Raw genomic sequence first — 21925 nt, 5'->3', positions numbered from 1 at the left:
TTCGGGTGGGTATGGCCTCGATTCTTCTCTCTTCCATCAAATGAATGAATAGCCCTTGCCGGATTTGACTGCTGCGTTTTCCGGTTTAATCGCGCCATGGATCGCTTCAAAGCCATGCAGACCTTCGTGCAGATTGCCGACCAGGGCAGCCTGACCCGCGCCGCCGAAGCGCTCGGCAGTTCGCTGCCCGCCGTGGTGCGCGCGCTCGCCGCGCTGGAAGCTCACCTGGGCGTGCGCCTTTTTCACCGCACCACGCGGCGCCTGTCGCTCACCGAGGAAGGCCGTCATTACCTGCCGAGCGCACGCGAGGTGCTGCTCGCGGCCGACACCGCCGACCAGGCGCTGAAGGCCGAGGCGCGCGAGCCCGCGGGGCAGCTGGTCATCACCGCGCCGGTGCTGTTCGGCCACATGTACGTGGCGCCGGCCATCGTGCGTTTCATGCAGCGCCACGAGAAGGTGCGCTGCAGCGTGCGGCTGCACGACCGCACGGTGAATTTGCTCGAGGAGGGCATCGACGTCGGCATCCGCATCAGCCCGCTCGAAGACTCGTCGCTGGTGGCGCAGACGCTGGGCACCATCCGCCGCGTGGTGGTGGCCAGCCCCGCCTTCCTGGCGCAGCATGGCGTGCCGCGTCATCCGCGCGACCTGGCGGGCGCACCCTGCGTGCGCGGGCGCATCGATGCACCGTCGCAATGGGCGTTCCGCGATGGCGGCAAGACCGTGCACGTGACGCCCGACAACCGCCTCGAGTTCAACCACCTCGCGCCCGCCATCGAGGCCTGCGCCGCGGGCATGGGCTTCGGCACCTTCTTCTCCTACCAAGTGCTGCCGCACGTGGCGCAGGGCCGGTTGCAACTGGTGCTCGAAGACTACGAGCCTGCGCCCCGCCCCGTGAGCGTGATCTACCCGAACGCGCGGCTGCTGCCGGCGCGCACGCGGGCCTTCATCGACTGGATGAAAACCGAGTTCAGCGGCTTGCGCATGTAGCTGCTGCGCCAATCGGCCGGCTGCGTCAGAATGGCCGCGTGCCATCCCACACCACCCCCTCCTCGCCTTCTTCTTCGTCTTCTTCCCCGTTGTTCCAGGTCCGTGGGCTGCGCAAGCGCTACGGAGAGACCACGGTCGTCGACGACCTCTCGTTCGAGATCGCGCCCGGCGAGTGCCTGGGTGTGATCGGGCCGAACGGCGCGGGCAAGACCACCACCATCCGCATGTGCCTGGGCCTCACCGCGCCCGACGGCGGCAGCATCGACGCGCTGGGCCTGCAGATGCCGCGCGACGCGCTGGCCATCAAGGCGCAGCTGGGCGTGGTGTCGCAGTTCGACACCCTCGACCCCGACTTCAGCTGCGCCGAGAACCTCGTGGTGTACGGCCGCTACTTCGGCTTCAGCAAGGCGCATGTGCGCGCGCGCGTGCCGCAGCTGCTGGAGTTCGCCGCGCTCTCGCACAAGGCCGACGCCAAGCCCGGCGAGCTGTCGGGCGGCATGCGCCGGCGCCTGTCGCTGGCGCGCGCGCTGGTGAACGACCCCAAGTTGCTGCTGCTCGACGAACCCACCACCGGCCTCGACCCTCAGGCGCGGCACCTGATGTGGGAGCGGTTGCAGGTGCTGTTGCAGCAGGGCAAATCGATCCTGCTGACCACGCACTTCATGGACGAGGCCGAGCGCCTGTGTTCGCGGCTGCTGGTGCTCGACCACGGCCGCAAGATCGCCGAGGGCCGTCCGCGCGATCTGATTGCCGAGCACCTGGAGCCTGATGTGGTCGAGGTGTATGGCAATGGGGCGCTGTCGCTGGCGGGGTCGGCCGAGCTGCAGGCGCTGGCTGCGCGCGTGGAGGTGAGCGGTGAGACCGTCTTCTTCTATACGCAGGATGCGCGGCGTCTGCTTGACGCGTTGACGCAGCACGGCGGGCTGCGCACCTTTCATCGGCCGGCCAACCTGGAAGATCTTTTCCTCAAGCTCACCGGTCGGCAGATTCGCCAGGATGGCTAGGCCTTCTTTCTATGAATACAACCACTGCTTCTTCTGCCGTTTCGCCCGAGACACCTGTGCCGCCTTCGCCCTCCGTGTGGCGCGCGCCTGAACTGTCGATGCGATGGTGGCCGGTGTTTTTGCGCAACCTGCTGGTTTGGCGCAAGCTTGCCTTGCCGAGCCTGATCGGGAACATCGCGGAGCCGCTGATCTGGCTTGTGGCGTTTGGCTACGGGATGGGGGCTTTGGTGGGACAGGTGACGGTGGATGGCACGCAGGTGCCGTACATCCTGTTCCTGGCGAGTGGGTCGATCTGCATGAGTGCGATGAATGCAGCGAGCTTCGAGGCGCTGTATTCGGCGTTTTCCCGGATGCATGTGCAGAAGACTTGGGACGGGATCATGAATGCGCCGGTGGGGCTGGATGACATCGTGCTTGCGGAGATGTTGTGGGCGGCGTTCAAGTCGATCTTTACTGTGACTGCGATCTTGTTTGTGATGTTGGGGTTGGGGATCAGTCACAGCCCCAAGTTGATCGTGGCTTGGATGGTGTTGATCGGGTGTGGGATCACGTTTTCTTCGGTGGCGTTGATCTTCAATGCGTTGGCTAAGGGGTATGACTTTTTTACGTACTACTTCACGTTGTTCATGACGCCGATGATGTTTTTGAGTGGGGTGTTTTTTCCGCTGGAGCAGTTGCCTTCTGTTGTGCGTTCTGTGGCTGCCTGGTTGCCTTTGACCAATGCTGTTGCTTTGGTGCGGCCGTTGTTTATGGATCGGTGGCCTGAAGGGTGGTGGGTGCATGCGGGTGTGTTGGCTTTGTATGCGGTCGTTGCTTTTTGGATTGCGTTGGCTTTGACTCGGAAGCGGTTTCGGGGGTGATTCCTGGGGCGTGGGTCTTGTTTTTTCCCGGGGCCGGGTCTCGCCCCGGCGGCCGACCTACTTTTCTTTGCTTCGCCAAAGAAACGTAGGCAAAAGAAAGGCGACCCTGCTGTCTGCGTCCCTCCGCTTCGCTACGGGCAACCTGCGGTGCTCACGTTTCGCGGGGTCTCGCCCAAACTCGCTTCGCTCAAACAAGGGCGAGCCCTGATCCGCGAAACGCTGCGCTCCTCGGCGCATACAGAAGGGGTTTGGATACCAGCGGGCCATCGCTTCGCTCGGCCAGTGGGCCGCAGCAGGCGCTGCGCGCCTGCTGCGGCGGGGATTGGTAGTGGCGTTGGTCGTTGCGTGAGCCGCTGGCGTGTGCGCTCATGCAGATGTGCCTGCGAGCACCTGCACGAGCACGAGCACGAGCACGAGCACGAGCACGAGCACGAGCACGAGCACGAGCACAGTCGTTGCATCCGGCTGTTGGAAATTCCCAGGCCGAGCGAAGCGACGGCCCGCCCGGTATCAAAGCCCCTCTGGCTGCGCCGAGGAGCGCAGCGTTTCGCGGATCAGGGCTCGCAGCTGTTTGAGCGAAGCGAGTTCTGCGAGACCCCGCGAAACGCGAGCACCGCAGGTTGCCCGCAGCGAAGCGGAGGGTCGCAGACAGTGGGGTCGCCTTTTCTTTGCTTACTTTCTTTTGGCGAAGCAAAAGAAAGTGAGTCGCCCGCCGGGGCGAGTCCCGGCCTCGGAAAGCAAAACGACCACCATCCCAAGTCACCCAAAACAACTACATTGCACACAATTCAATTGCGAACTACAATTCAACCCATGCCAACGAAACCCAACACAGACGACCTGCTCAAGCTAGACAACCAGCTCTGCTTCGCCGTCTATTCCGCCTCCTTGGCAATGACCCGTCTCTACAAGCCGTTGCTCGAAAAGCTCCAGCTCACCTACCCCCAATACCTCGTGATGCTCGCCCTCTGGGAGCAAGACGGCCCCACCGTCTCCGCCCTCGGCGAGCGTCTCTCTTTGGATTCCGGCACCCTCACCCCGCTCCTCAAGCGCCTCGAAGCCAACGGCTACGTAGCCCGAGTCCGCGACGTCGCAGACGAGCGCCGCGTCCACATCACGCTCACCACCGCAGGCCGCAAGCTCAAGTCCCGTGCTGCCAACGTCCCCGAGTGCCTCATGGCCGCCGCCGAATGCTCCGTCCCCGAGCTGATCGCCCTCACGCAGCAGATCCAGACCCTGCGCGACCGCATCCGCAAAGCCGCCTGACACACAACCCATCCAGAGTTCTCCCCGGCTTCGTGAGAAGAAGCCCTTTCATCACCACTCCCCTGACCAAAGGAAATCACCATGACCACCAAGCTCGACAAAGTTCTCTACACCGCAGAAGCCCACACCGTCGGCGGCCGTGACGGCGCCGGCAAGTCCAGCGACGGCGCTATCGACGTCAAGCTGAGCTCGCCCGGCTCGGGCAAGCCCGGCACCAACCCCGAGCAGCTGTTCGCGGTCGGCTACGCCGCCTGCTTCATCGGCGCCATGAAGGCCGTCGGCCCGAAGATCAGCGTCAAGGTGCCGGAAGAAGTCGCCATCGACTCCAAGGTTTCCCTCGGCCCGACGAACGGCGGCGCGGCCTACGGCATCTCGGTGCAACTGGCGATCTCGCTGCCCGGCCTCGACGACGCACAGAAGAAGCTGCTGGTCGACACGGCTCACCAAGTCTGCCCCTACTCGAACGCAACGCGCGGCAACATCGACGTGGAACTCACCATCGTCTGATTCCGCTCTGACGGTTTCACGAAAAAAAGCGCCCCGGCCCCAAGCCCAGGCGCTTTTTTCATGTCTGTCTCACGGGTGACGCCGAAACGCACGCCGAGATAGCGCCTTTCACCAAGCTTGGCTAATGTGGCCGCACGTCTCGCCCGTCCCGCCCCCCGTCTTCAACACACACCCGTGGAGATCGACCCCATGAGCACCACCCACCTCCTGATCCGCAAAGACCAGCTGGCCACCACGCGCCTGCACACCGACACCTCCGACCGGCCGCTGGCCGACGGCCAGGTGCGCGTGCGCATCGACAGCTTTGCGCTCACCTCCAACAACATCACCTACGCCGCCTTCGGCGATGCGATGAGCTACTGGCAGTTCTTTCCCTCCGAGGAAGAAGGCTGGGGCAGCATCCCGGTGTGGGGCTTCGCGAGCGTGGTGCAGTCGCAGCACCCGGGCGTGGCCGTGGGTGAACGGATCTACGGCTACTGGCCGATGTCCACGAGCGCGGTGCTCAGCCCCGACCGGCTCTCGCCCTCGCGCTTCACCGATGCGGCGGCGCACCGCGCCGAGCTGCCCGCGGTCTACAACCAGTACTTCCGCTGCAACGCCGACCCGCTGTACACCACCGACACCGAAGACCTGCAGGCGCTGCTGCGCCCGCTGTTCATCACCTCGTGGCTGATCGACGACTTCATGGCCGACAACGATTTCTTCGGCGCCACCACCATGCTGCTGTCGAGCGCCTCGAGCAAGACGGCCTACGGCACGGCCTTCCAGCTGCACCAGCGCGACGGCATCGAGGTGGTCGGCCTCACCTCGCCCGCCAACGTGGCCTTCTGCCAGAGCCTGGGCTGCTACGACCGCGTGGTGACCTACGACGCGCTGGACACCATCGCGGCGGACACGCCCTGCGTGTACATCGACTTCGCCGGCAACGGCGAGCTGCGCACCGCGATCCACGAGCGCTTCACCAACCTCAAGTACAGCAGTTCGATCGGCGGCACGCACGTGGAGCAGCTCGCCGCCAAGGGCGCGGGCAAGAGCCTGACCGGCCCGCGCGCCACGCTGTTCTTCGCGCCGGCGCAGATCAAGAAGCGCACCACCGAATGGGGCGCCGACGAGTTCGGGCGGCGCATGGTGGCCGCGTGGCACCGCTTCCTGGCCACGGTGACCGACGCCAGCAACCCCTGGCTGCACACCGAGCACCACCACGGCGGCGAAGCGGTGCAGGCCGCCTACGCGCAGGTGCTGGCGGGCAAGGGCGACCCGCGCACCGGCCATATCCTTTCGCTTTACAAACAAGCGGGCGCTCGCTGACCCGCACGGGGCCCATGTGGCGACAATCGCCGCATGACCCCTTCTTCTGTCGCGCCCGCGAACACCCATCCTTACGAGAGCCTCACGCCTGACGTGGTGCTCGACGCGCTCGCGACACTCGGCCTGCACGGCGATGGCCGCCTCACCGGCCTGAATTCCTATGAAAACCGGGTCTACCAGGTCTACCTGGAAGACCCGAACCCCCATCCCGCGGTGGTGCTCAAGTTCTACCGCCCCGGCCGCTGGAGCGAGGCCGAAATCCTCGAAGAGCACGCCTTCTCGCTCGAACTGGCCGCCGGCGAGGTGCCGGCCGTGCCGCCGCTGGCCTTCGACGGCAAGACGCTGCACCACCACGCGGGCTTTGCCTTCAGCGTGAGCCCCTACCGCGGCGGGCGCGCGCCCGAGCTGGACAACTTCGAGGTGCTCGAATGGGTGGGCCGCTTCCTGGCGCGCATCCACACGGTGGGCAGCGCCAAACCCTTCGAGGCCCGCCCCGCGCTCGACCTGCAGACCTTCGGCCTCGATTCGCGCGACTGGCTGCTCGAGAACGACAAGATCCCGCTCGACATGCAGCGCGACTGGGAAAAGACCTGCAACGAAGCGCTGGACATGGTCCGCGCCACCGCCCTGGCGCTGCAGCCGCCGGCCTCCGACTTCAAGCCCCGCAAGCTGCGCCTGCACGGCGACGTGCACCCCGGCAACATCCTGTGGACGCCCACCGACCGCCCCGGCGGCGGCCCGCACTTCGTCGACCTGGACGACGCGCGCACGGGCTTCGCGGTGCAAGACCTGTGGATGCTGCTGTCGGGCGACCGCGCGCAGCGCACGGCGCAGCTGTCGGGCCTGCTCGACGGCTACGAGCAGTTCCGCGAATTCGACCGCCGCGAGCTGGCACTCATCGAGCCGCTGCGCACGCTGCGGCTCATCCACTACAGCGCCTGGCTGGCGCGCCGCTGGGAAGACCCGATCTTCCCGATCAACTTCCCGTGGTTCGGCTCGAGCGACTACTGGAAGGGCCAGATCCTCGTGCTGGAGGACCAGTGCGAGCAGATGGCGGAAGAGCCGCTGTACGCGTGATCACCCGGCGGCGTTCGCGGCCAGGCTCTGCGCCACGCCTTCGAGCAGCCGCTCGACCAGCACATTGACCGGCCCGGCGCGCCACACGCCATAGGCCTCCGACTGCGCCACCGCGCGGTCGAGCGGGCGGAACACCGCGCCGCGCAGCGCCGAGTGCCGCATGGCCTGCGGCACCAGCGCCACGCCCATGCCCTGCGACACCAGCGACACCACGGCCAGCCAGTGCCGCACCTCGTGGCGCACCTCGGGCAGGAAGCCCGCGTCGGCGCAGATCGACAGGATACGCTCGTGGTAATCGGGTGAGGCCTCGCGCGAGAACAGCACGAAGGGCTGATCGCGCAAGTCGGTCGGCGCCAGCACGCGCTTGCGCGCCAGCGCATGGCCCGCGGGCAGGCAGGCCACGAAGGGCTCCGACAGCAGCAGCCGGTGCTGCAGCTCGGCCGGCATGCGGCTGGTGTGGACAAAGCCCAGGTCGAGCCGGTCGTGCAGCAGCTCGGCGATCTGCACGCCCGAATTGAGTTCGCTGAGCGTGATGCGCACCGCCGGATGCCGCGCCTGGAACGCGCGCAGCGCGGGCGGCAGGCCGCGGTAGAGCATGGCGCCCACGAAACCGATGCGCAGCCGGCCCGCCGAGCCGGTGGCCACGTCGCGCGCCTCCAGCGCGGCTTCTTCGGCCTGCAGCAGCACGCGCCGCGCCGACACGCGCAGCGCCTCGCCCGCGGGCGTGAGCCGCACTTCCTTGCTGTTGCGCTCGAACAGGCGCGCGCCCACCGAGTCTTCGAGCTGGCGGATCGCCACCGACAGCGGCGGCTGCGAAATGGCCAACCGCCGCGCGGCGCGCCCGAAGTGCAGCTCTTCGGCGAGCACGGAGAAGTAGCGCAGGTGCCGCAGTTCCATGAATAGTCAAATCAAATCGTACGAGACCAAATCAATATTAGACACGGATCGTTGCCAACTCAACAATGCGGCGAACCAGGAGACGCCCGCATGCCTACATCCGCAGCCACAGCCGCCGCGCACCAGACCGCGCACCCGATCCCCGATCGCCACGGCCAGAACCTCTTCACCACCGACACCGAGCTGCACACGCTGCTCGCGCTGTACCTGCCCGAGGCCCTGCGCACGCACATGCGCCCGCACTTCGAGCGCCTGGGCGGCCTGGCGGGCGGCCTGCTGGACGACCTGGCCGGCACCGCCGACCGCAACCCGCCCACACTGAAGCAGCGCACGCGCACCGGCATCGACGAGCAGAAGGTCATCAAGCACCCGGCCTACGTCGAGATGGAGCGCCTGGCGCTCAGCGAGTTCGGCCTGGCCGCCATCTCGCACCGCGACGAGACGCTGGGCTGGACCGGCAAGATGCCGCCGCTGGTCAAGTACGTGCTGACCTACCTGTTCGTGCAGGCCGAGTTCGGCCTGTGCTGCCCGGTCTCGATGACCGACTCGCTCACGCGCACGCTGAAGAAGTTCGGCGCGCCCGAGCTGGTCGCCAAGTACCTGCCGCGCCTGACCTCGCTCGACTTCGACGAGCTGGCACAAGGCGCGATGTTCATGACCGAGCAGGCCGCCGGCTCCGACATCGCCGCCACCGCCACCACCGCGCAGCGCCAGGCCGACGGCAGCTGGCGCCTGGCCGGCGACAAGTGGTTCTGCTCCAACCCCGACGCCGGCTTTGCGATGGTGCTGGCGCGCGCCGACGACGCGCCCGCGGGCATGAAGGGCGTGTCGCTGTTCCTGCTGCCGCGCGAGCTCGACGACGGCAGCCTCAACCATTACCGCATCATTCGCCTGAAGGACAAGCTGGGCACGCGCTCGATGGCCAGCGGCGAGATCCGCCTCGAAGGCGCGGTGGCCTACCTCGTGGGCGAGGAAGGCCGCGGCTTCCAGCAGATGGCCGACATGGTCAACAACTCGCGCCTGTCCAACGGCGTGCGTTCCGCCGGCCTGATGCGCCGCGCGGTGGCCGAGGCCGAGTACATCGCCTCCGAGCGCCGCGCCTTCGGCCGCGCGCTCGAGCAGATGCCGCTGATGCAGCGCCAGCTCGACAAGCTGCGCGTGCCCTCCGAGCAGGCCCGCACCATGGTCTGCCAGACCGCGCAGGCGCTGGCGCGCTCCGACGCCGGCGAGCCCGATGCGTATGCGCTGCTGCGCATCCTCACGCCGCTCATCAAGTTCCGCGCCTGCCGCGACGCGCGCCAGGTCACGGGCGATGCGATGGAAGTGCGCGGCGGCTGCGGCTACATCGAGGAGTGGAGCGACCCGCGCCTCGTGCGCGACGCGCACCTGGGCTCGATCTGGGAAGGCACCAGCAACATCGTGGCGCTGGACGTGATCCGCGCCGTGAAGCGCGAAGGCTCGCTGCCCGTGCTGCGCGCGCACGTCGAAAAACTGATCGGCGACGCCACCGGACTCACGCCGGCCTTTGCCGCCGCGCTGCGCGACACCATGGCCCGCGCCTGCGCCCTGGCCGAGACCGCCGCGCGCGAAGGCGGCGACGTGCTCGCGCGCCAGGCCGCATCGGCGCTGTACCACTGCACCAGCGCCGCCGCGATGGCCTGGGAGGCCTCGGCCGGCGGCTCCGCCGCGCGCCTGCGCTGGGCCCAGCTGGTGCTGCTGCACCGCGTGCTGCCGCGCGACCCGCTGGCACCCGATGCGCTGCCCGCCGACTGGCACGCCGCGCTCGTGCGCACGGCCGCCTGAGCCCCCTTTTTCGAGAACAACGGAGACAAGACCCCATGCGACAACGACTCAGCCTCATCCTCGGCACCGCCTGCGCCGCGCTGCTGCTGGCAGCCACGCCCGCCGCGCAGGCCCAGCCCGGCGCCTTCCCGACCAAGCCCATGACGCTGGTCGTGCCCTTCCCGCCCGGCGGCCCGACCGACGCGATGGCGCGCACGCTGGCCGCCGAGCTGCGCGACAAGCTCGGCCAGCCCATGATCGTGGAGAACCGCGCGGGCGCGGGCGGCAACATCGGCGCCGACTACGTGGCGCGCGCCGAGGCCGACGGCCACACGCTGCTGTTCGGCACCTCGGGCCCGCTGGCCATCAACGTGAGCCTCTACCGCAAGATCAGCTACGACCCAACCAAGAGCTTTGCGCCCGTGATCCAGGTCGGCTACCTGCCGAACATCCTGGTGGTGAACCCGGCCCTGCCGGTGAAGAACGTGGCCGAGCTGGTCGCCTACGCCAAGGCCAACCCGGGCAAGCTGAGCTACGCCTCGTCGGGCAACGGCGCCTCGTCGCACCTGGCAGGCGTGCTGTTCAACTCGGTGGCCGGCACCGACCTGCTGCACGTGCCCTACAAGGGCACGGGCCCGGCGCTCAACGACCTGCTGGGCAACCAGGTCAGCATGACCTTCACCGACATCCTCACCGCGCTGCCCTACGTCAAGGCCGGCAAGCTGCGCGCGCTGGGCGTGGCCACCTCGGCCCGCTCGCAGGCGCTGCCCGAGGTGCCCACCCTCACCGAGCAGCTGCACAAGCCCTACGACGTGAGCGTGTTCTTCGGCATCGTCGCGCCGGCCGGCACGCCGGCCGACCGCGTGACCAAACTCAACCACGCGTTCGCCGAGGTGCTCAACTCGCCGAAGGTCAAGCAGATGTTCGCCGCGCAGGGCCTGGAAGCCACGGCGGACACCTCGCCGCAGAAGCTCGCGCAGTTCATCGGCAGCGAAACGGCCAAGTGGAAGGACGTGGTGAAGAAGTCCGGCGCGCAGCTCGACTGACCGCCACGACGCACAAGAAAAAAACAAGGAGACAAGAAGATGAAGACGCACCTGCTGTCACGCCTGATCGCCCTCGCCGCGCTGTTCACCGCAGCCGGCGCCGCCACCGCAGAGACCTACCCGCAACGCCCCGTCACGCTGATCGTTCCGTACGCCGCGGGCGGCCCCACCGACCAGCACCTGCGCGCCGTGGCAGAAGAAGCCGGCAAGGCCCTGGGCCAGCCCGTGGTGCTCGACAACCGCCCCGGCGCGAGCGGCACCAACGGCGCCGCCGCGCTGGTGCGCGCCGCGCCCGACGGCTACACGCTGGCCGTGCTGCCGGCCTCGGTGTACCGCGAGCCCTTCATCAACAAGGTGGCCTTCGACCCCGCGCGCAGCTTCTCGTACGTGGTGATGCTGTCCGACTACACCTTCGGCCTCGCGGTGAAGGCCGACGCACCGTGGAAGACCTGGCAGGACTTCGCGGCCGATGCCGCGCGCCGCCCCGGCAAGCTCAACGTGGGCGCCACCGGCGCGGTGGGCACGCCGCGCATCGTGATGGACGAGGCCGCCGAGATGGCGAAGGTCCAGCTCAACATGGTGCCCTTCAAGGGCGACGCCGAAGTGACCAACGCCATCCTCGGCGGCCACATCGACGCCGCACCGCTCTCGGGCGTGGCCGTGCCGCACATCGACGCCGGCAAGATGCGCTACCTCGTGATGCTCACGCCGCAGCGCGTCAAGCGCTACCCGCAGGTGCCCACACTGCGCGAACAGGGCGTGGACGCGGTCATCGATTCGCCCTACGGCATCGCCGGCCCGGCCGGCATGGACCCCGCGCGCGTGAAGACCGTGCACGATGCCTTCCGCAAGGCACTGGCATCGCCCGCCGGCCTGCGCGTGCTGGAGCAGCTGAACCAGCAGGCCAACGCGATGGACCCCGAGCAGTACCGCCGCTACGCGCTGGCCACGACCGCGCGCGAGAAGGAACGCGTGGCGCGCCTGCGCCAGCGCGGCCTGCTCGACTGATCACGGAGTGCGCCGCATGCAGGACCCCGCTTTCATCGACGAGCCGACCGGCGTGCTGTTCGGCCTGCCCATGCCGATGGCCCGCGCCTTCGCGCTGCGCGGCGAGGCCATCGGCGACGAGCACGCGCGCGTGCGCATGCCCTACAGCGCCGACCACACCAACAGCCGCGGCGACGTGCACGGCGGCGCGATCGCCGTGCTGTTCGACTGCGCGCTCTCCAGCGCCGTGCGCTCGCACGCGCCCACGGCCTTCGGCGTGGTCACCGTCGACATCACGGTGCACTACACCGCGCCGTGTGCCGGCGACGTGATCGCCACCGCCGTGTGCGAGCGGCGCGGCCGTGCGATGTGCTTCGCGCGCGGCGAGGCGCGCAACGCCGACGGCGAGCTGCTCGCGCTGGCCACCGGCACCTTCAAGCTGGTGCCGCGCACCGCTCCCTCTTCTTCCGAGTCCATCCCATGACCACCGCCCCTTCTTCGACCGGCGCCCTCGCAGGCATCCGCGTGCTCGACATCTCGCGCATCCTCGGCGGCCCCTACTGCGGCCAGATCCTCGGCGACCATGGTGCCGACGTGCTCAAGGTCGAGCCGCCGCAGGGCGACGACACGCGCACCTGGGGCCCGCCCTTCAAGGAAGGCGTGGCCTCGTACTACCACGGCCTGAACCGCAACAAGCGCGTGCAGCACCTGGACTTCTCGACCGAGGAAGGCCGCGAGGCGCTGCTGGCGCTGGTGGCCGAGGCCGACGTGCTGATCGAGAACTTCAAGACCGGCACGATGGAGCGCTGGGGCATCGGCTACGAGGCGCTGTCGCAGCGCTTTCCGCGCCTGGTGTGGTGCCGCGTGTCGGGCTTCGGCGCCGACGGCCCGCTGGGCGCGCTGCCGGGCTACGACGCCGCCGTGCAGGCCATGACCGGCATCATGAGCATCAACGGCGAAGCCGACGGCGGCCCGCTGCGCGTGGGCCTGCCGGTGGTCGACATGGTGACCGGGCTCAATGCGGTGATCGGCGTGCTGCTCGCACTGCAGGAGCGCCACCGCAGCGGACGCGGCCAGTTCGTGGAGGCGGCGCTGTACGACAGCGGCCTCTCGCTGCTGCACCCGCACGCGGCCAACTGGTTCATGGACGGCACGGCGCCGCGCCGCACCGGCAACGCGCACCCCAACATCTACCCCTACGACGCGCTGGCCACGGGCACCGACCCGATCTTCGTGGCCGTGGGCAACGACCGCCAGTTCGCGAGCTTCTGCCGCTGCATCGGCCTGCCCGCGCTGGCCGACGACCCGCTGTACCGCACCGCCGGCGCACGCTCGGTGAACCGCGACGGTCTCAAGCAGCAGCTCGAAGCCGCGCTCGCCGCCTTCGACGGCCGCACGCTGGTCGACCAGTTGATGGCCGCCGGCGTGCCCGCCGCGCCGGTGCTGCCGGTGGCAGCGGCGCTTCAGCATCCGCACACGCTGCACCGCGAGATGGTGGTGGAGATGGAAGGCGGCTACCGCGGCATCGGCGCGCCCGTGAAGCTCAGCCGCACGCCGGCCAGCTACCGCCATGCGCCGCTGACGCCGGGCGACGCGTTCCTGCCGAGCGACGACAGCGCGGGGCGCTGACCAGCTCAATCCAGCGAGAGCTTGAGCGCGCGGATCAGCGGATGCCAGCGCGCCGACTCGCGCGCCAGCAGCGTTTCGAACTCGGCCGGCGTGCCGCCCACCGGCTCGACGCCGGCCTCGGCCAGGCGGCGCTGCACCACCGGGTTGTGCAAAGCGCTGGCCACCGCGCGCTGCAGCCGCGCCACCACCTCGGGCGGCGTGCCCGCCGGTGCCACGAGGCCGTGGAAGATCGCGGCCTCGACCTTCGGCAGGCCCAGTTCCGCGAAGGTCGGCACGCCCGGCAGTTGGGCCAGGCGCGCGGGGTTCGCCACCGCCAGCACGCGCAGCCGGCCGCCCTGGATGAAGCGGCGCGCCGTGGCGAGCTCGCCCATCGCGAACGGCAGCTGCCCGCCCGCCACCTCGACCAGCGCCGGCCCGGCGCTGCGGTACGGCACATGCACCATCTCCAGCCCGGCCTCGCGCGCCAGCAGCGCCATCGCGAGGTGCTGCGCGCTGCCGTTGCCGGCCGAGGCAAAACTGAAGCGGCCCGGAAAAGCGCGAGCGTCCTCGATGAAGGCACGCGCATCGCGCACGCCGCTGGCCGGGCCGACCAGCAGCACCATCGGCAGCCGCACCAGCTGCGTGACGGGCGTGAAATCGCGCGACGGGCTGTAGCTCAGGCTGCGGTACAGCGCCGGGTTGAACACCAGCATGCCGTTGTCGGCCGACAGCACGGTGTGGCCGTCGGCCGGTGCGCGCGCGGCCTCGAGGGCGGCGAGCGCGGTGTTGCCGCCCGGCCGGTTCTCGATCTGCACCGGCTGGCCCGTGTCGATGGTGAGCTGGGCACCGATGGCGCGCGCGACGACGTCGGCGATCGCGCCCGTCGGGAAGGGCACGATCCAGCGGATCGGCCGCGCGGTGTCGTCGGAGGGCTGCGCCCAGGCCGTGCCGGCCACCAGACCCAGCAGCGCGGCCAGCCGCCGTCGCTTCAGGTCGGGCAGGCGGCGCTGCTTCACGGGGCGGCCCGGCTGGTCTTCAGGCCCTGCCCCGCGGCCCAGGTCGACACGTCCTCGCGCTTGATGGCGGCAGCCATGAGGCCCGGGAACGCATCGGGCGTGCAGGCGAACGAGGGCACGCCCAGCGCCGCGAGCTTGGCGGCCAGGTCGCGGTCGTACGAAGGCGCGCCCTCGTCGCTGAGCGCCAGCAGCGCGATGAACTGCACGCCGGCCTCCACCAGCTGGTGGGCGCGGCGCAGCAGGCCGTCTTCCACGCCGCCTTCGTACAGGTCGGAGATCAGGATCAGGATGGTGTTGCGCGGCTCGCGCACCAGCGTCTGGCAGTAGCCCACGGCGCCGTTGATGTCGGTGCCGCCGCCCAGCTGCACGCCGAACAGCAGGTCGACCGGGTCTTGCAGCTGCTCGGTCATGTCGACCACGGCGGTGTCGAACACCACGAGCTTGGTCGACACCGCCGGCAGGCTCGCCATCACCGCGCCGAAGATGCTCGAATAGACCACCGACGCGGCCATGGAGCCGCTCTGGTCGATGCACAAAATCACTTCGCGCTGCGGCTGGCGCGCCTTGCGCCCGTAGCCCACCAGCGTCTGCGGCACCACGGTGCGGTATTCGGGCTGCCAGTGGCGCAGGTTGGCGCGGATGGTGCGGTGCCAGTCGATCTCCGAATGGCGCGGGCGGCGGTTGCGCTGGCTGCGGTTGAGCGCGCCGCTCACGGCGCTGCGCATCGGCTCCTCGAGCTTCTTCATGAGCTCGTCGACCACCTTGCGCACCACGGCGCGCGCCGTGTCCTTGGTGCCGGCCGGGATCACGCTCGCCAGCGCCACGAGGTTGGCCACCAGGTGCACGTCGGGCTGCGCGTTCTCCAGCATCTCGGGCTGCAGCAGCATCTGGCGCAGGTTGAGCCGCTCCATCGCGTCGCGCTGCATCACCTGCACCACCTGGCTCGGAAAGTACTTGCGGATGTCGCCGAGCCAGCGCGCCACGCTGGGCGCCGAATCGCCCCGGCCGCCGCGCTGCCCGCCCTGGCCCAGGCCGCGCCGGCCGTCGGCTTCGTAGAGCGCGGCCAGCGCCTGGTCGATCTCGCGCACGCGGCCTTCGATGGCGCCGCAGCTGGCGTTGGCTTCGCTGCCGAGCACGAGGCGCCAGCGCTGCAGGCGGTCGGTGGGCGGCAGGGTTTCTTCGTCGTCGGTGGGCGTTGGATTCGCGCTCATGCCTTCACTCCCAGCAGTTCCCGCAGCAGCGGCAGCGCGAGCACCGCGCGTGATTCGTCCCAGTCGGTGGCGGCCACGGCCGAGGGCAACGTGCCGCCGACCGCGCCGCGTTTCGCGCGTTCGCCAAGCGCGCGCCGGTCGGCGCCCGAGAAGTCCGCGAAGCTGCGCCGCACCAGCGGCAGCACCTGCACGAAGTGCTCCTCGCCGAGCCCCGCGAGCCAGCCGTCGACCAGCGACCACACGGCATCGTCGTGCAGCAGCACCATCGCGTTGCGGTTGAGAAAGCCTTCGAGCCAGGCCGCCGCATCGGTCGGCGGTGCGCCGGCCGAGAGGTTGCGTGCGAGTTGCTGCGAGGCGCCGTCGCTGTCGATCTGCGCATCGTCGAGCAGCAAGCGGCAGCTCACGCCGCGCAGCAGCGGCGCGCCGGTTTCGCCGAAGGCGATGGCGCGCAATGCGTTGCGCCAGGCGGTGGTCGTTTCTTCGCCGTCGCGCAGGCGCACGGCGTCGTGCGCGCCGATGAGGCGGGTGCGCAGCGACTCGGCGGCTTCGGCGTCGAGCGCGCCGCAGGCGATCGGCAGGCCGATGGCGCCGCGCACGATGAGGCTGTCGAGCACGTGCGAGAGCAGCGCGCTGTCGGTCTGGCGCACGCTGCCGTAGCGGAACACGTTGGCCAGCGGCGGCACGGCGCCGATGAGCTGCACGGCGTCGCCGGTGAGCGCGGCGCGGTCTTCGAGCGCGCGGGTCACGGCCTGCACGGCCACGGGCAGGTCGGCCAGCAGCACGGTGTCGACCTGCTCGGCCAGTGTGGTGAGCGAGGTCTCGGCCGCGAGCCCTTCCATCACGCGCGCGCTGGCGGCATGCGCCACGGTGGCGCCGAAGCGGCTGGCCTCGATGACGCGCAGCGCGAACTCGGGCTGCCACTGCAGCTGCCACACCTCGTGGAAGGTGCCGCGGCTCGCGCGCTGGCCGGCGGTGACCTCGCCCCACGGCAGGTCGAGCAGGCGCAGGCGGTGCAGCAGGTGGCTGCGCGCCAGGTCGTTGGGCTGGCGCAGGTCGAGGTCGAGCGTCTTCGCGGTGGCCTCGGGCTTCAGGCGCAGGCTTTTCTGCGCCTGTTCGAGGTCGCGCTGCAGCGGCACGGTGGGCACGTCGGCCGGCACCTGGCCCATGCGGTCGCCGACCGTGAGGCGCTCGCGGATGAGCGTGAGCGGCGCCTGCTCGCCCATGCAGATCACGCTGCGCACGGCCTCGTCGAGCTCGGGCAGGCCGGGCGCGGGGCGCTCGCGCAACGCGGCGAGCGTGTCGGCCAGGCGCGTGGCCTCGATGAGGTGGGCGGAGGAACAGTCGAGGTCGTGCTCGCGCAGCAAGCGCGCGACGCGGGCGAGCCAGCCGGTGCTGCGCCCCGCCACTTCGTGCCCCTGCTGCCACAGGTGTTCGTACCAGCCCGGCGAATCGATGCCGGCGCCGTAGCCGCTGGCGCTCGTGAGGTGCCGGTAGGTCCACGGCACCCAGGTCGCGAGCACCTTGAGCTTGGGCAGGCCCTTGAGCAGCGCCGCATCGGCCTTGGCGGTGGCCGCGCCCTGCAGCGCGGGCACGTGCCACGCACCGCACACGACGGCGATGCGCTGGTGGCCGGCCTTCACGGCCTCGCGGATCGATTGCCGCATGAAGGCTTCGCGCCGCTGCTCGCGTTCCATCGCGCGCACGCCGCGCCGGTCTTCGGGCGTTTCGGCGCGCACGGCGGTCATGGCTTCGGCGATGGCGCCGAACAGGTCTTCGCCGTCGCCGCGTTCCTCGACCATGTGGTTCCACCAGCTCTCGCCGTCGGCATAGCCGGCGGCATGGGCGAGCCAGTCGAAGGGGTCGTCGGGCAGCATGTTCGCCGCTTGTTCTTCCTCGGGCGCTTCGACCGTTTCGGCGACGGGCACCGTGTCGGTCTCGTCATCGCCGAGTGGCGTGTCGACGGGCTCTGCGGCCTTGGCCTCGTCGGCCGCGCGTGCGGCCTGTTCGATCGCCATGCGGTGCGCCTGCGGCAGGTCGATGAAGCGCGTGGGCACGCCGCGCGCGGCGCCCCACTGCAGCGCCTGCCATTCGGGCGAGAAGGTGGCGAAGGGATAGAACGCGGCCAGGCCGGTGTCCTCGCTCGCGTGGATCAGCACCGCCACCGGCGGTTGCAGGTCGGCATGCGCCAGGAAGGACAGCAGCGGCTCGGCCTCGGGCGGGCCCTCGACGAGGATGCAGTCGGGCTGCAGCGACTCGAAGGCGCGCAACAGGCTGCGCGCACAGCCGGGGCCGTGGTGGCGGATGCCGAAGTAGTGCAGCGGCGAAGGCGCCGCGCTCGTGCTCATGCGCCGGTCCGCGTCAGAGTTGTTCGCGGCAGGCGCGGTACAGGTCCTTCCAGTCGGCCCGTTCCTTGACGACGGTCTCGAGGTATTCCTTCCACACGACCTGGTCCTGCACCGGGTCCTTGATGACCGCGCCGATCAGGCCCGAGGCCACGTCGGCCGAGCGCAGCACGCCGTCGCCGAAATGGCCGGCCAGCGCCATGCCGCTGTTGATGACCGAGATGGCCTCGGCGGTCGAGAGCGTGGAGGTGGGCGACTTGATGCGCGTCTTGCCATCTTCGGTCTGGCCGTTGCGCAGCTCGCGGAAGATCTGCACCACGCGGCGCACTTCCTGCAGCGCGGGCGGCTCGGCCGGCAGCGCGAGCGCGCGGCCCAGCTCGCCGACCCGCTTGACGACGATCTGCACTTCTTCGGCCTCGCTCGACGGCACGGGCAGTACCACGGTGTTGAAGCGGCGCTTGAGCGCGCTCGACAGTTCGTTCACGCCCTTGTCGCGATTGTTGGCCGTGGCAATGACCGAGAAGCCGCGCGTGGCCTGCACCTCGGTGCCCAGCTCAGGCACGGGCAGGGTCTTTTCCGAGAGCACGGTGATCAGCGAATCCTGCACGTCGGCCGGGATGCGCGTGAGTTCTTCGACGCGCGCGATCTTGCCCAGGCGCATGGCGTGCACCAGCGGGCTCGGCACCAGCGCCTTTTCCGACGGGCCATGGGCCAGCAGCTCGGCGTAGTTCCAGCCGTAGCGCAGCTGCTCTTCGCTGGTGCCGGCCGTGCCCTGGATCAGCATCGTCGAGTCGCCACTCACGGCGGCCGCCAGGTGCTCCGACACCCACGACTTGGCCGTGCCCGGCACGCCGTACAGCAGCAGCGCGCGGTCGGTGGCGAGCGTGGACACGGCGATTTCCATCAGGCGCGAATTGCCGATGTACTTGGGGCTGACCTCGAAACCGTTGGCCAGCTTGCCGCCCATCAGGTAGGTGAGCACGGCCCAGGGCGAGAGCTTCCAGTTGGCCGGGCGCTGGCGGTCGTCGACCTTCTGGAGCGCTTCGAGTTCTTCGGCGAATTGCTGTTCGGCATGCTGGCGCAGGACATTGCTCATGGACGGCCTTGGGAAGAGGTTGAAAGTGAAGAAGAAGAGGAAGAAGGAAGCGTTGCGACCAGCCGGCGCGCACGCACGATGCGCGCGGTGTCGGCCAGTGCGTTGGCGAGGCCGGGGCTTTCCTCGGCCGCGCGCGGCAGGTCGGCCAGCAGCGCCAGTGCATCGAGGTGCAGCAGCGCGGCGGCGGTGCCGAGCACCTGGCGCAGCACGTAGTCGTTGACGAGGTCGCCGCGCTCGACGCGCATGCGCAGCGCCTGCGCGATGCGCAGCGACAGCGCGGCCGAGGGCGTGTCGCCGGGCGCGCAGGCCTGGTCGGCGAACGCGACGACGTCCTGCACGCCCTGCCCCGCATCGCCGAGCTGCGTCGCCCAGTGGCGCTCGCGGCGCTCGCGCGGAAGCAGCGCCAGCAGCGGGCCCACGCCGCCGCGGTGGCCGCGCGGGCGGTCGAGCAGTGCGTCGCACCAGTCGAAATCGGGCGCGGCCAGCACGGCCTCGTTCCAGCCGCGCAGCAGCGCGTCGTGCCAGTCGCCCTTGGCGGCCCAGTCGAGCAATGCAGCGGGCGTCAGGCCGGTGCGCGCGGTCCACCACGCGAGCGGCATCTGGCGCACGAGCTGGTAGAGCCACCACGCGCGCTCGCCGAGGCTGTCGTGCGTGGGGCGCGCGGCGTCGATGGCGTCGTCCTTCCAGCGCGGGTCGGCGGCTTCGGGGGCGTTGAGTTGCCACGTCGCGCCTTGCGACGACAGCAGCGGCGCGAGGAAGGCCTCGACGCGCCGCACGTGCGCGCTGGCCGGCAGGCGCTGCAGCAGCTCGACCACGGTCTGGCGCACGTCGCGTGCGCGGTCTTTCAGCTGGGCTTCGAGCAGCGCTTCGTCGTCGGGGCCGAGGTTCTCGGCCAGTGCGCCGAGCAGCACGGCGCGTTCCTTGGCGGGCAGCTGCGGCAGTTCGGCGGCGAGGCGTTCGCGCGCGCCGGCCGGGTCGTCGCGGCGTTGCTCGGCCAGCACGGCGCGGCGCTGGTCGATGCTGCCTTCGTCCCAGCGGGTCTGGCTGTCGGCCTGCGCGCTGGCGCCGACGGCGTAGCGCCAGTCGTCGTTGCGCGCGGCCAGCCAGCGCCCGCGCTCGCCGAGTGCGAGGACGACGGCGGGACGCAGCGCGGTGTCGCGGCGGCCGGCGTCGAGCGCGGCGGGCAGCAGGTTGGGCGGCAGGCGCCAGCCGGCGGTGGCGAGCACGGCCAGCACCTCGTGCTGCAGGCGCTGCGGGCCGCTGGCGAGTGCATCGGCGATCACGGCGAGCAAGGCGGGGTCGCCGAGCGCGGGAGAAGGATCGTTGGCGGCGGGCGGTGCGTCGTCGGCGGGCAGGCCCGGCGCGACGAAGCCCGCGCGGCGGCCCACGGCCACGGCGCCCGCGACGCGCAGCAGCAGGCCCTGCGCGGTGTCGGTGGGTTGTTGCAGCGCCTGGAGCAGCGCGCCGAAATCGCCGGCCATGCCGTCGGCGGCCGGCACGGGTTGGCGTGCGGTGCCGACGAGGGCGGTCTGCAGCAAGGTGTTCCAGTGGCTCATGCGCGTGCTCCGCTCAAGGTCCAGACGGGTGTTCCACCCTCAGCCGCCCACGCGGTGAGCGGCGCGAACTGCTCGCCGTCCCATTCGCCGAACACGCGCAGCGGCGCACCGCCCGAATGCGCCAGCAGCTGCCAGGCTTCGGCCGCCGCCAGTTGCATCGGCAAGGCCTGCGACGCGGCGCCCAGGCGCAGCCACCACTGGTCGCCGTGCCGCGCGGGCACGGCATCGGCCCACACCAGGGGCAGCAGCGGCTGCCACGGGTTGGCCGCGATCTGTTGGGCCATGCGTTGCCATTCGCCGGCTTCGTCGTCAGCGGCGACCGGCGCGGCGGTCGATGCGGCCTCGGCCGGCAACTCGGCCACCACCGCGCGCTGCGAGGCGTGGCCGGGATAGAAGCACAGCACGGCCGCGCGTTCGCTGCCGCTGACCCAGCCGGTCTCGAAGCCGCGTCCGCCGTGCGAGTAGTCGAGCAGCAGCGCGCGGCGTCCGCTCGCGCGGCCCTGCAGCCACACATGGCGTTCGACCAGCTTGGTGTCGCGCTCGTCCAGGCACTGGCCCAGCACGAGCCAGTGGTCGCTCACGCGTTCGCCGTCGGCCAGCAGCGCCTCGCGGTCCTGCGGCCAGCCGAGGGCGGCGCGCAGGTCGGCGCGCGTGGCGGGCGAGAGGCTGTCGCGGCGCGGCACCGCATCGACGATCAGTTGCAGCCGGCCCAGCCGGTCGAGCAGCCGCGCGGGCCAGCCTTCGCCGGCACCGATCAGTTCGGCCGCCTGCGTGATGCGCTGGCCGAGCCCCGGCGCCTGCGCATCGACCATGCGCGCGGCCATGGCGGCCCAGCCTTCGGCCTGCTCGCTGCCGAGCGCGGCCAGGCCGCGCTGGGTCTGGTCGTCGAGCCAGCGCGCGAGCTCCTGCACGCCGGCCTCGATGCGCTTCCAGCGCTGCGCGTCGCGCTTGGCGGCCGCGGCGGGATCGGGTGCGGCCGCCGGTTCGGCGGCACGGGCTTCTTTCTTCTCGGCCTTGTCGCGGCGCGAGGCGAGCCAGTCGGCCACCCAGGGCGGCGGCGCGCCAGCGGTGAAGCTGGCTTCGCTCTGCGCGCGCAGCAGCATCAGCGCCAGGCCGTGCTTGCAGGGGAACTTGCGGCTCGGGCAGGAGCAGCGGAACACCGGGCCCGACAGGTCGACCTGCGTCTGGTAGGGCTTGCTGCCGCTGCCCTGGCATTCGCCCCAGACGGCGTCGTCGGAGTGCGCGAGCGTGGGCCACTTGGCGGGCGCGAGCAGGCCTTTGGCGGCCTTCGCGGAGGCGTCGTCCGGCGCGAGCGCGAGGACGGCTTCGGTACTGAGACTCATGGAAAGGGCAGCCTCGCGCCGGGCCGCGGCGC

General features: G+C 70.2%; 19 protein-coding genes. 12 read left to right on the top strand and 7 right to left on the bottom strand.

The features are described from left to right. Window positions 1–96 precede the first annotated feature (96 nt). From AC1RLW_RS23145 to AC1RLW_RS23115, 7 genes are all read left to right on the top strand, one after another. Window positions 97–987, top strand: a complete 891-nt coding sequence (locus AC1RLW_RS23145; RefSeq protein WP_493195275.1) for a LysR family transcriptional regulator — start codon at window positions 97–99, stop codon at window positions 985–987. A gap of 38 nt (window positions 988–1025) precedes the next feature. After that, entirely contained in the window at window positions 1026–1991 is a 966-nt protein-coding gene (locus tag AC1RLW_RS23140) for an ATP-binding cassette domain-containing protein (RefSeq protein ID WP_235926963.1), read from the top strand. Window positions 1992–2002: 11 nt separating this feature from the next. Continuing rightward, entirely contained in the window at window positions 2003–2851 is an 849-nt protein-coding gene (locus AC1RLW_RS23135) for an ABC transporter permease (protein ID WP_307697081.1), read from the top strand. A gap of 813 nt (window positions 2852–3664) precedes the next feature. Beyond that, window positions 3665–4117 carry a MarR family winged helix-turn-helix transcriptional regulator gene (locus AC1RLW_RS23130; protein WP_095950280.1) on the top strand — a complete coding sequence of 151 codons (453 nt, stop codon included), beginning with the start codon at window positions 3665–3667 and terminating at the stop codon, window positions 4115–4117. A gap of 81 nt (window positions 4118–4198) precedes the next feature. Then, on the top strand, window positions 4199–4624 hold the full coding sequence (locus tag AC1RLW_RS23125) for an organic hydroperoxide resistance protein (RefSeq protein WP_062481095.1): 426 nt from the start codon (window positions 4199–4201) through the stop codon (window positions 4622–4624). Between the two features lie 189 nt (window positions 4625–4813). Beyond that, entirely contained in the window at window positions 4814–5932 is a 1119-nt protein-coding gene (locus AC1RLW_RS23120) for a DUF2855 family protein (RefSeq protein WP_447747781.1), read from the top strand. 33 nt (window positions 5933–5965) lie between these two features. Continuing rightward, on the top strand, window positions 5966–7009 hold the full coding sequence (locus tag AC1RLW_RS23115; RefSeq protein ID WP_369630500.1) for a serine/threonine protein kinase: 1044 nt from the start codon (window positions 5966–5968) through the stop codon (window positions 7007–7009). On the opposite strand, the gene AC1RLW_RS23110 is transcribed toward AC1RLW_RS23115, so the two are convergent. Beyond that, the gene (locus AC1RLW_RS23110) at window positions 7010–7906 is read right to left on the bottom strand and encodes a LysR family transcriptional regulator (protein WP_493195270.1); all 897 of its coding nucleotides are present in this window, start codon (window positions 7904–7906) and stop codon (window positions 7010–7012) included. A 90-nt stretch (window positions 7907–7996) separates the two neighbouring features. Here AC1RLW_RS23110 and AC1RLW_RS23105 point away from each other — a divergent pair, with 90 nt between their 5' ends. The 5 genes from AC1RLW_RS23105 to AC1RLW_RS23085 are packed head-to-tail and all read left to right on the top strand — an operon-like array spanning window position 7997 to window position 13350. Next, window positions 7997–9709, top strand: a complete 1713-nt coding sequence (locus AC1RLW_RS23105; RefSeq protein ID WP_493195268.1) for an acyl-CoA dehydrogenase family protein — start codon at window positions 7997–7999, stop codon at window positions 9707–9709. A 35-nt stretch (window positions 9710–9744) separates the two neighbouring features. Continuing rightward, window positions 9745–10734, top strand: a complete 990-nt coding sequence (locus tag AC1RLW_RS23100; RefSeq protein WP_493195267.1) for a Bug family tripartite tricarboxylate transporter substrate binding protein — start codon at window positions 9745–9747, stop codon at window positions 10732–10734. 39 nt (window positions 10735–10773) lie between these two features. Beyond that, on the top strand, window positions 10774–11742 hold the full coding sequence (locus AC1RLW_RS23095; protein ID WP_493195266.1) for a tripartite tricarboxylate transporter substrate binding protein: 969 nt from the start codon (window positions 10774–10776) through the stop codon (window positions 11740–11742). Between the two features lie 16 nt (window positions 11743–11758). Continuing rightward, window positions 11759–12205, top strand: coding sequence for a PaaI family thioesterase (locus AC1RLW_RS23090; RefSeq protein ID WP_493195264.1), 447 nt, complete (start codon window positions 11759–11761; stop codon window positions 12203–12205). Beyond that, the gene (locus AC1RLW_RS23085) at window positions 12202–13350 is read left to right on the top strand and encodes a CaiB/BaiF CoA transferase family protein (RefSeq protein WP_369645492.1); all 1149 of its coding nucleotides are present in this window, start codon (window positions 12202–12204) and stop codon (window positions 13348–13350) included. The genes AC1RLW_RS23090 and AC1RLW_RS23085 overlap by 4 nt, the downstream gene beginning before the upstream one ends. A 5-nt stretch (window positions 13351–13355) precedes the next feature. On the opposite strand, the gene AC1RLW_RS23080 is transcribed toward AC1RLW_RS23085, so the two are convergent. From AC1RLW_RS23080 to AC1RLW_RS23055, 6 genes are read right to left on the bottom strand one after another with little or no spacing between them, the layout of a single operon-like run. Continuing rightward, window positions 13356–14345: a Bug family tripartite tricarboxylate transporter substrate binding protein gene (locus AC1RLW_RS23080; protein ID WP_493195263.1), complete on the bottom strand. Its 990-nt coding sequence runs from the start codon at window positions 14343–14345 to the stop codon at window positions 13356–13358. After that, complete coding sequence (locus AC1RLW_RS23075; protein WP_369630507.1) at window positions 14342–15556, bottom strand: VWA domain-containing protein; 1215 nt, start codon at window positions 15554–15556, stop codon at window positions 14342–14344. The genes AC1RLW_RS23080 and AC1RLW_RS23075 overlap by 4 nt, the downstream gene beginning before the upstream one ends. Further along, complete coding sequence (locus AC1RLW_RS23070) at window positions 15553–17901, bottom strand: DUF5682 family protein (RefSeq protein WP_493195261.1); 2349 nt, start codon at window positions 17899–17901, stop codon at window positions 15553–15555. Before AC1RLW_RS23070 ends, AC1RLW_RS23075 begins: the two co-directional genes overlap by 4 nt. A gap of 13 nt (window positions 17902–17914) precedes the next feature. Then, window positions 17915–18994: an AAA family ATPase gene (locus tag AC1RLW_RS23065; RefSeq protein ID WP_062482644.1), complete on the bottom strand. Its 1080-nt coding sequence runs from the start codon at window positions 18992–18994 to the stop codon at window positions 17915–17917. Then, window positions 18991–20550: a DUF5691 domain-containing protein gene (locus AC1RLW_RS23060; RefSeq protein ID WP_493195259.1), complete on the bottom strand. Its 1560-nt coding sequence runs from the start codon at window positions 20548–20550 to the stop codon at window positions 18991–18993. Before AC1RLW_RS23060 ends, AC1RLW_RS23065 begins: the two co-directional genes overlap by 4 nt. Then, complete coding sequence (locus AC1RLW_RS23055) at window positions 20547–21893, bottom strand: SWIM zinc finger family protein (RefSeq protein ID WP_493195258.1); 1347 nt, start codon at window positions 21891–21893, stop codon at window positions 20547–20549. Before AC1RLW_RS23055 ends, AC1RLW_RS23060 begins: the two co-directional genes overlap by 4 nt. Window positions 21894–21925 lie beyond the last annotated feature (32 nt).

It is taken from the genome of Variovorax sp. GW822-FHT04A09 (assembly GCF_058801005.1).
This window is presented reverse-complemented; position numbering and strand designations above follow the sequence as displayed.

Bases quoted from the DNA above. Each gene is read 5' to 3' on its own strand.
- AC1RLW_RS23145 (WP_493195275.1), top strand. From the start codon at position 97: ATGGATCGCTTCAAAGCCATGCAGACCTTCGTGCAGATTGCCGACCAG.
- AC1RLW_RS23135 (WP_307697081.1), top strand. From the start codon at position 2,003: ATGAATACAACCACTGCTTCTTCTGCCGTTTCGCCCGAGACACCTGTG.
- AC1RLW_RS23130 (WP_095950280.1), top strand. From the start codon at position 3,665: ATGCCAACGAAACCCAACACAGACGACCTGCTCAAGCTAGACAACCAG.
- AC1RLW_RS23125 (WP_062481095.1), top strand. From the start codon at position 4,199: ATGACCACCAAGCTCGACAAAGTTCTCTACACCGCAGAAGCCCACACC.
- AC1RLW_RS23120 (WP_447747781.1), top strand. From the start codon at position 4,814: ATGAGCACCACCCACCTCCTGATCCGCAAAGACCAGCTGGCCACCACG.
- AC1RLW_RS23115 (WP_369630500.1), top strand. From the start codon at position 5,966: ATGACCCCTTCTTCTGTCGCGCCCGCGAACACCCATCCTTACGAGAGC.
- AC1RLW_RS23110 (WP_493195270.1), bottom strand. From the start codon at position 7,906: ATGGAACTGCGGCACCTGCGCTACTTCTCCGTGCTCGCCGAAGAGCTG.
- AC1RLW_RS23105 (WP_493195268.1), top strand. From the start codon at position 7,997: ATGCCTACATCCGCAGCCACAGCCGCCGCGCACCAGACCGCGCACCCG.
- AC1RLW_RS23100 (WP_493195267.1), top strand. From the start codon at position 9,745: ATGCGACAACGACTCAGCCTCATCCTCGGCACCGCCTGCGCCGCGCTG.
- AC1RLW_RS23095 (WP_493195266.1), top strand. From the start codon at position 10,774: ATGAAGACGCACCTGCTGTCACGCCTGATCGCCCTCGCCGCGCTGTTC.
- AC1RLW_RS23090 (WP_493195264.1), top strand. From the start codon at position 11,759: ATGCAGGACCCCGCTTTCATCGACGAGCCGACCGGCGTGCTGTTCGGC.
- AC1RLW_RS23085 (WP_369645492.1), top strand. From the start codon at position 12,202: ATGACCACCGCCCCTTCTTCGACCGGCGCCCTCGCAGGCATCCGCGTG.
- AC1RLW_RS23075 (WP_369630507.1), bottom strand. From the start codon at position 15,556: ATGAGCGCGAATCCAACGCCCACCGACGACGAAGAAACCCTGCCGCCC.
- AC1RLW_RS23070 (WP_493195261.1), bottom strand. From the start codon at position 17,901: ATGAGCACGAGCGCGGCGCCTTCGCCGCTGCACTACTTCGGCATCCGC.
- AC1RLW_RS23065 (WP_062482644.1), bottom strand. From the start codon at position 18,994: ATGAGCAATGTCCTGCGCCAGCATGCCGAACAGCAATTCGCCGAAGAA.
- AC1RLW_RS23060 (WP_493195259.1), bottom strand. From the start codon at position 20,550: ATGAGCCACTGGAACACCTTGCTGCAGACCGCCCTCGTCGGCACCGCA.
- AC1RLW_RS23055 (WP_493195258.1), bottom strand. From the start codon at position 21,893: ATGAGTCTCAGTACCGAAGCCGTCCTCGCGCTCGCGCCGGACGACGCC.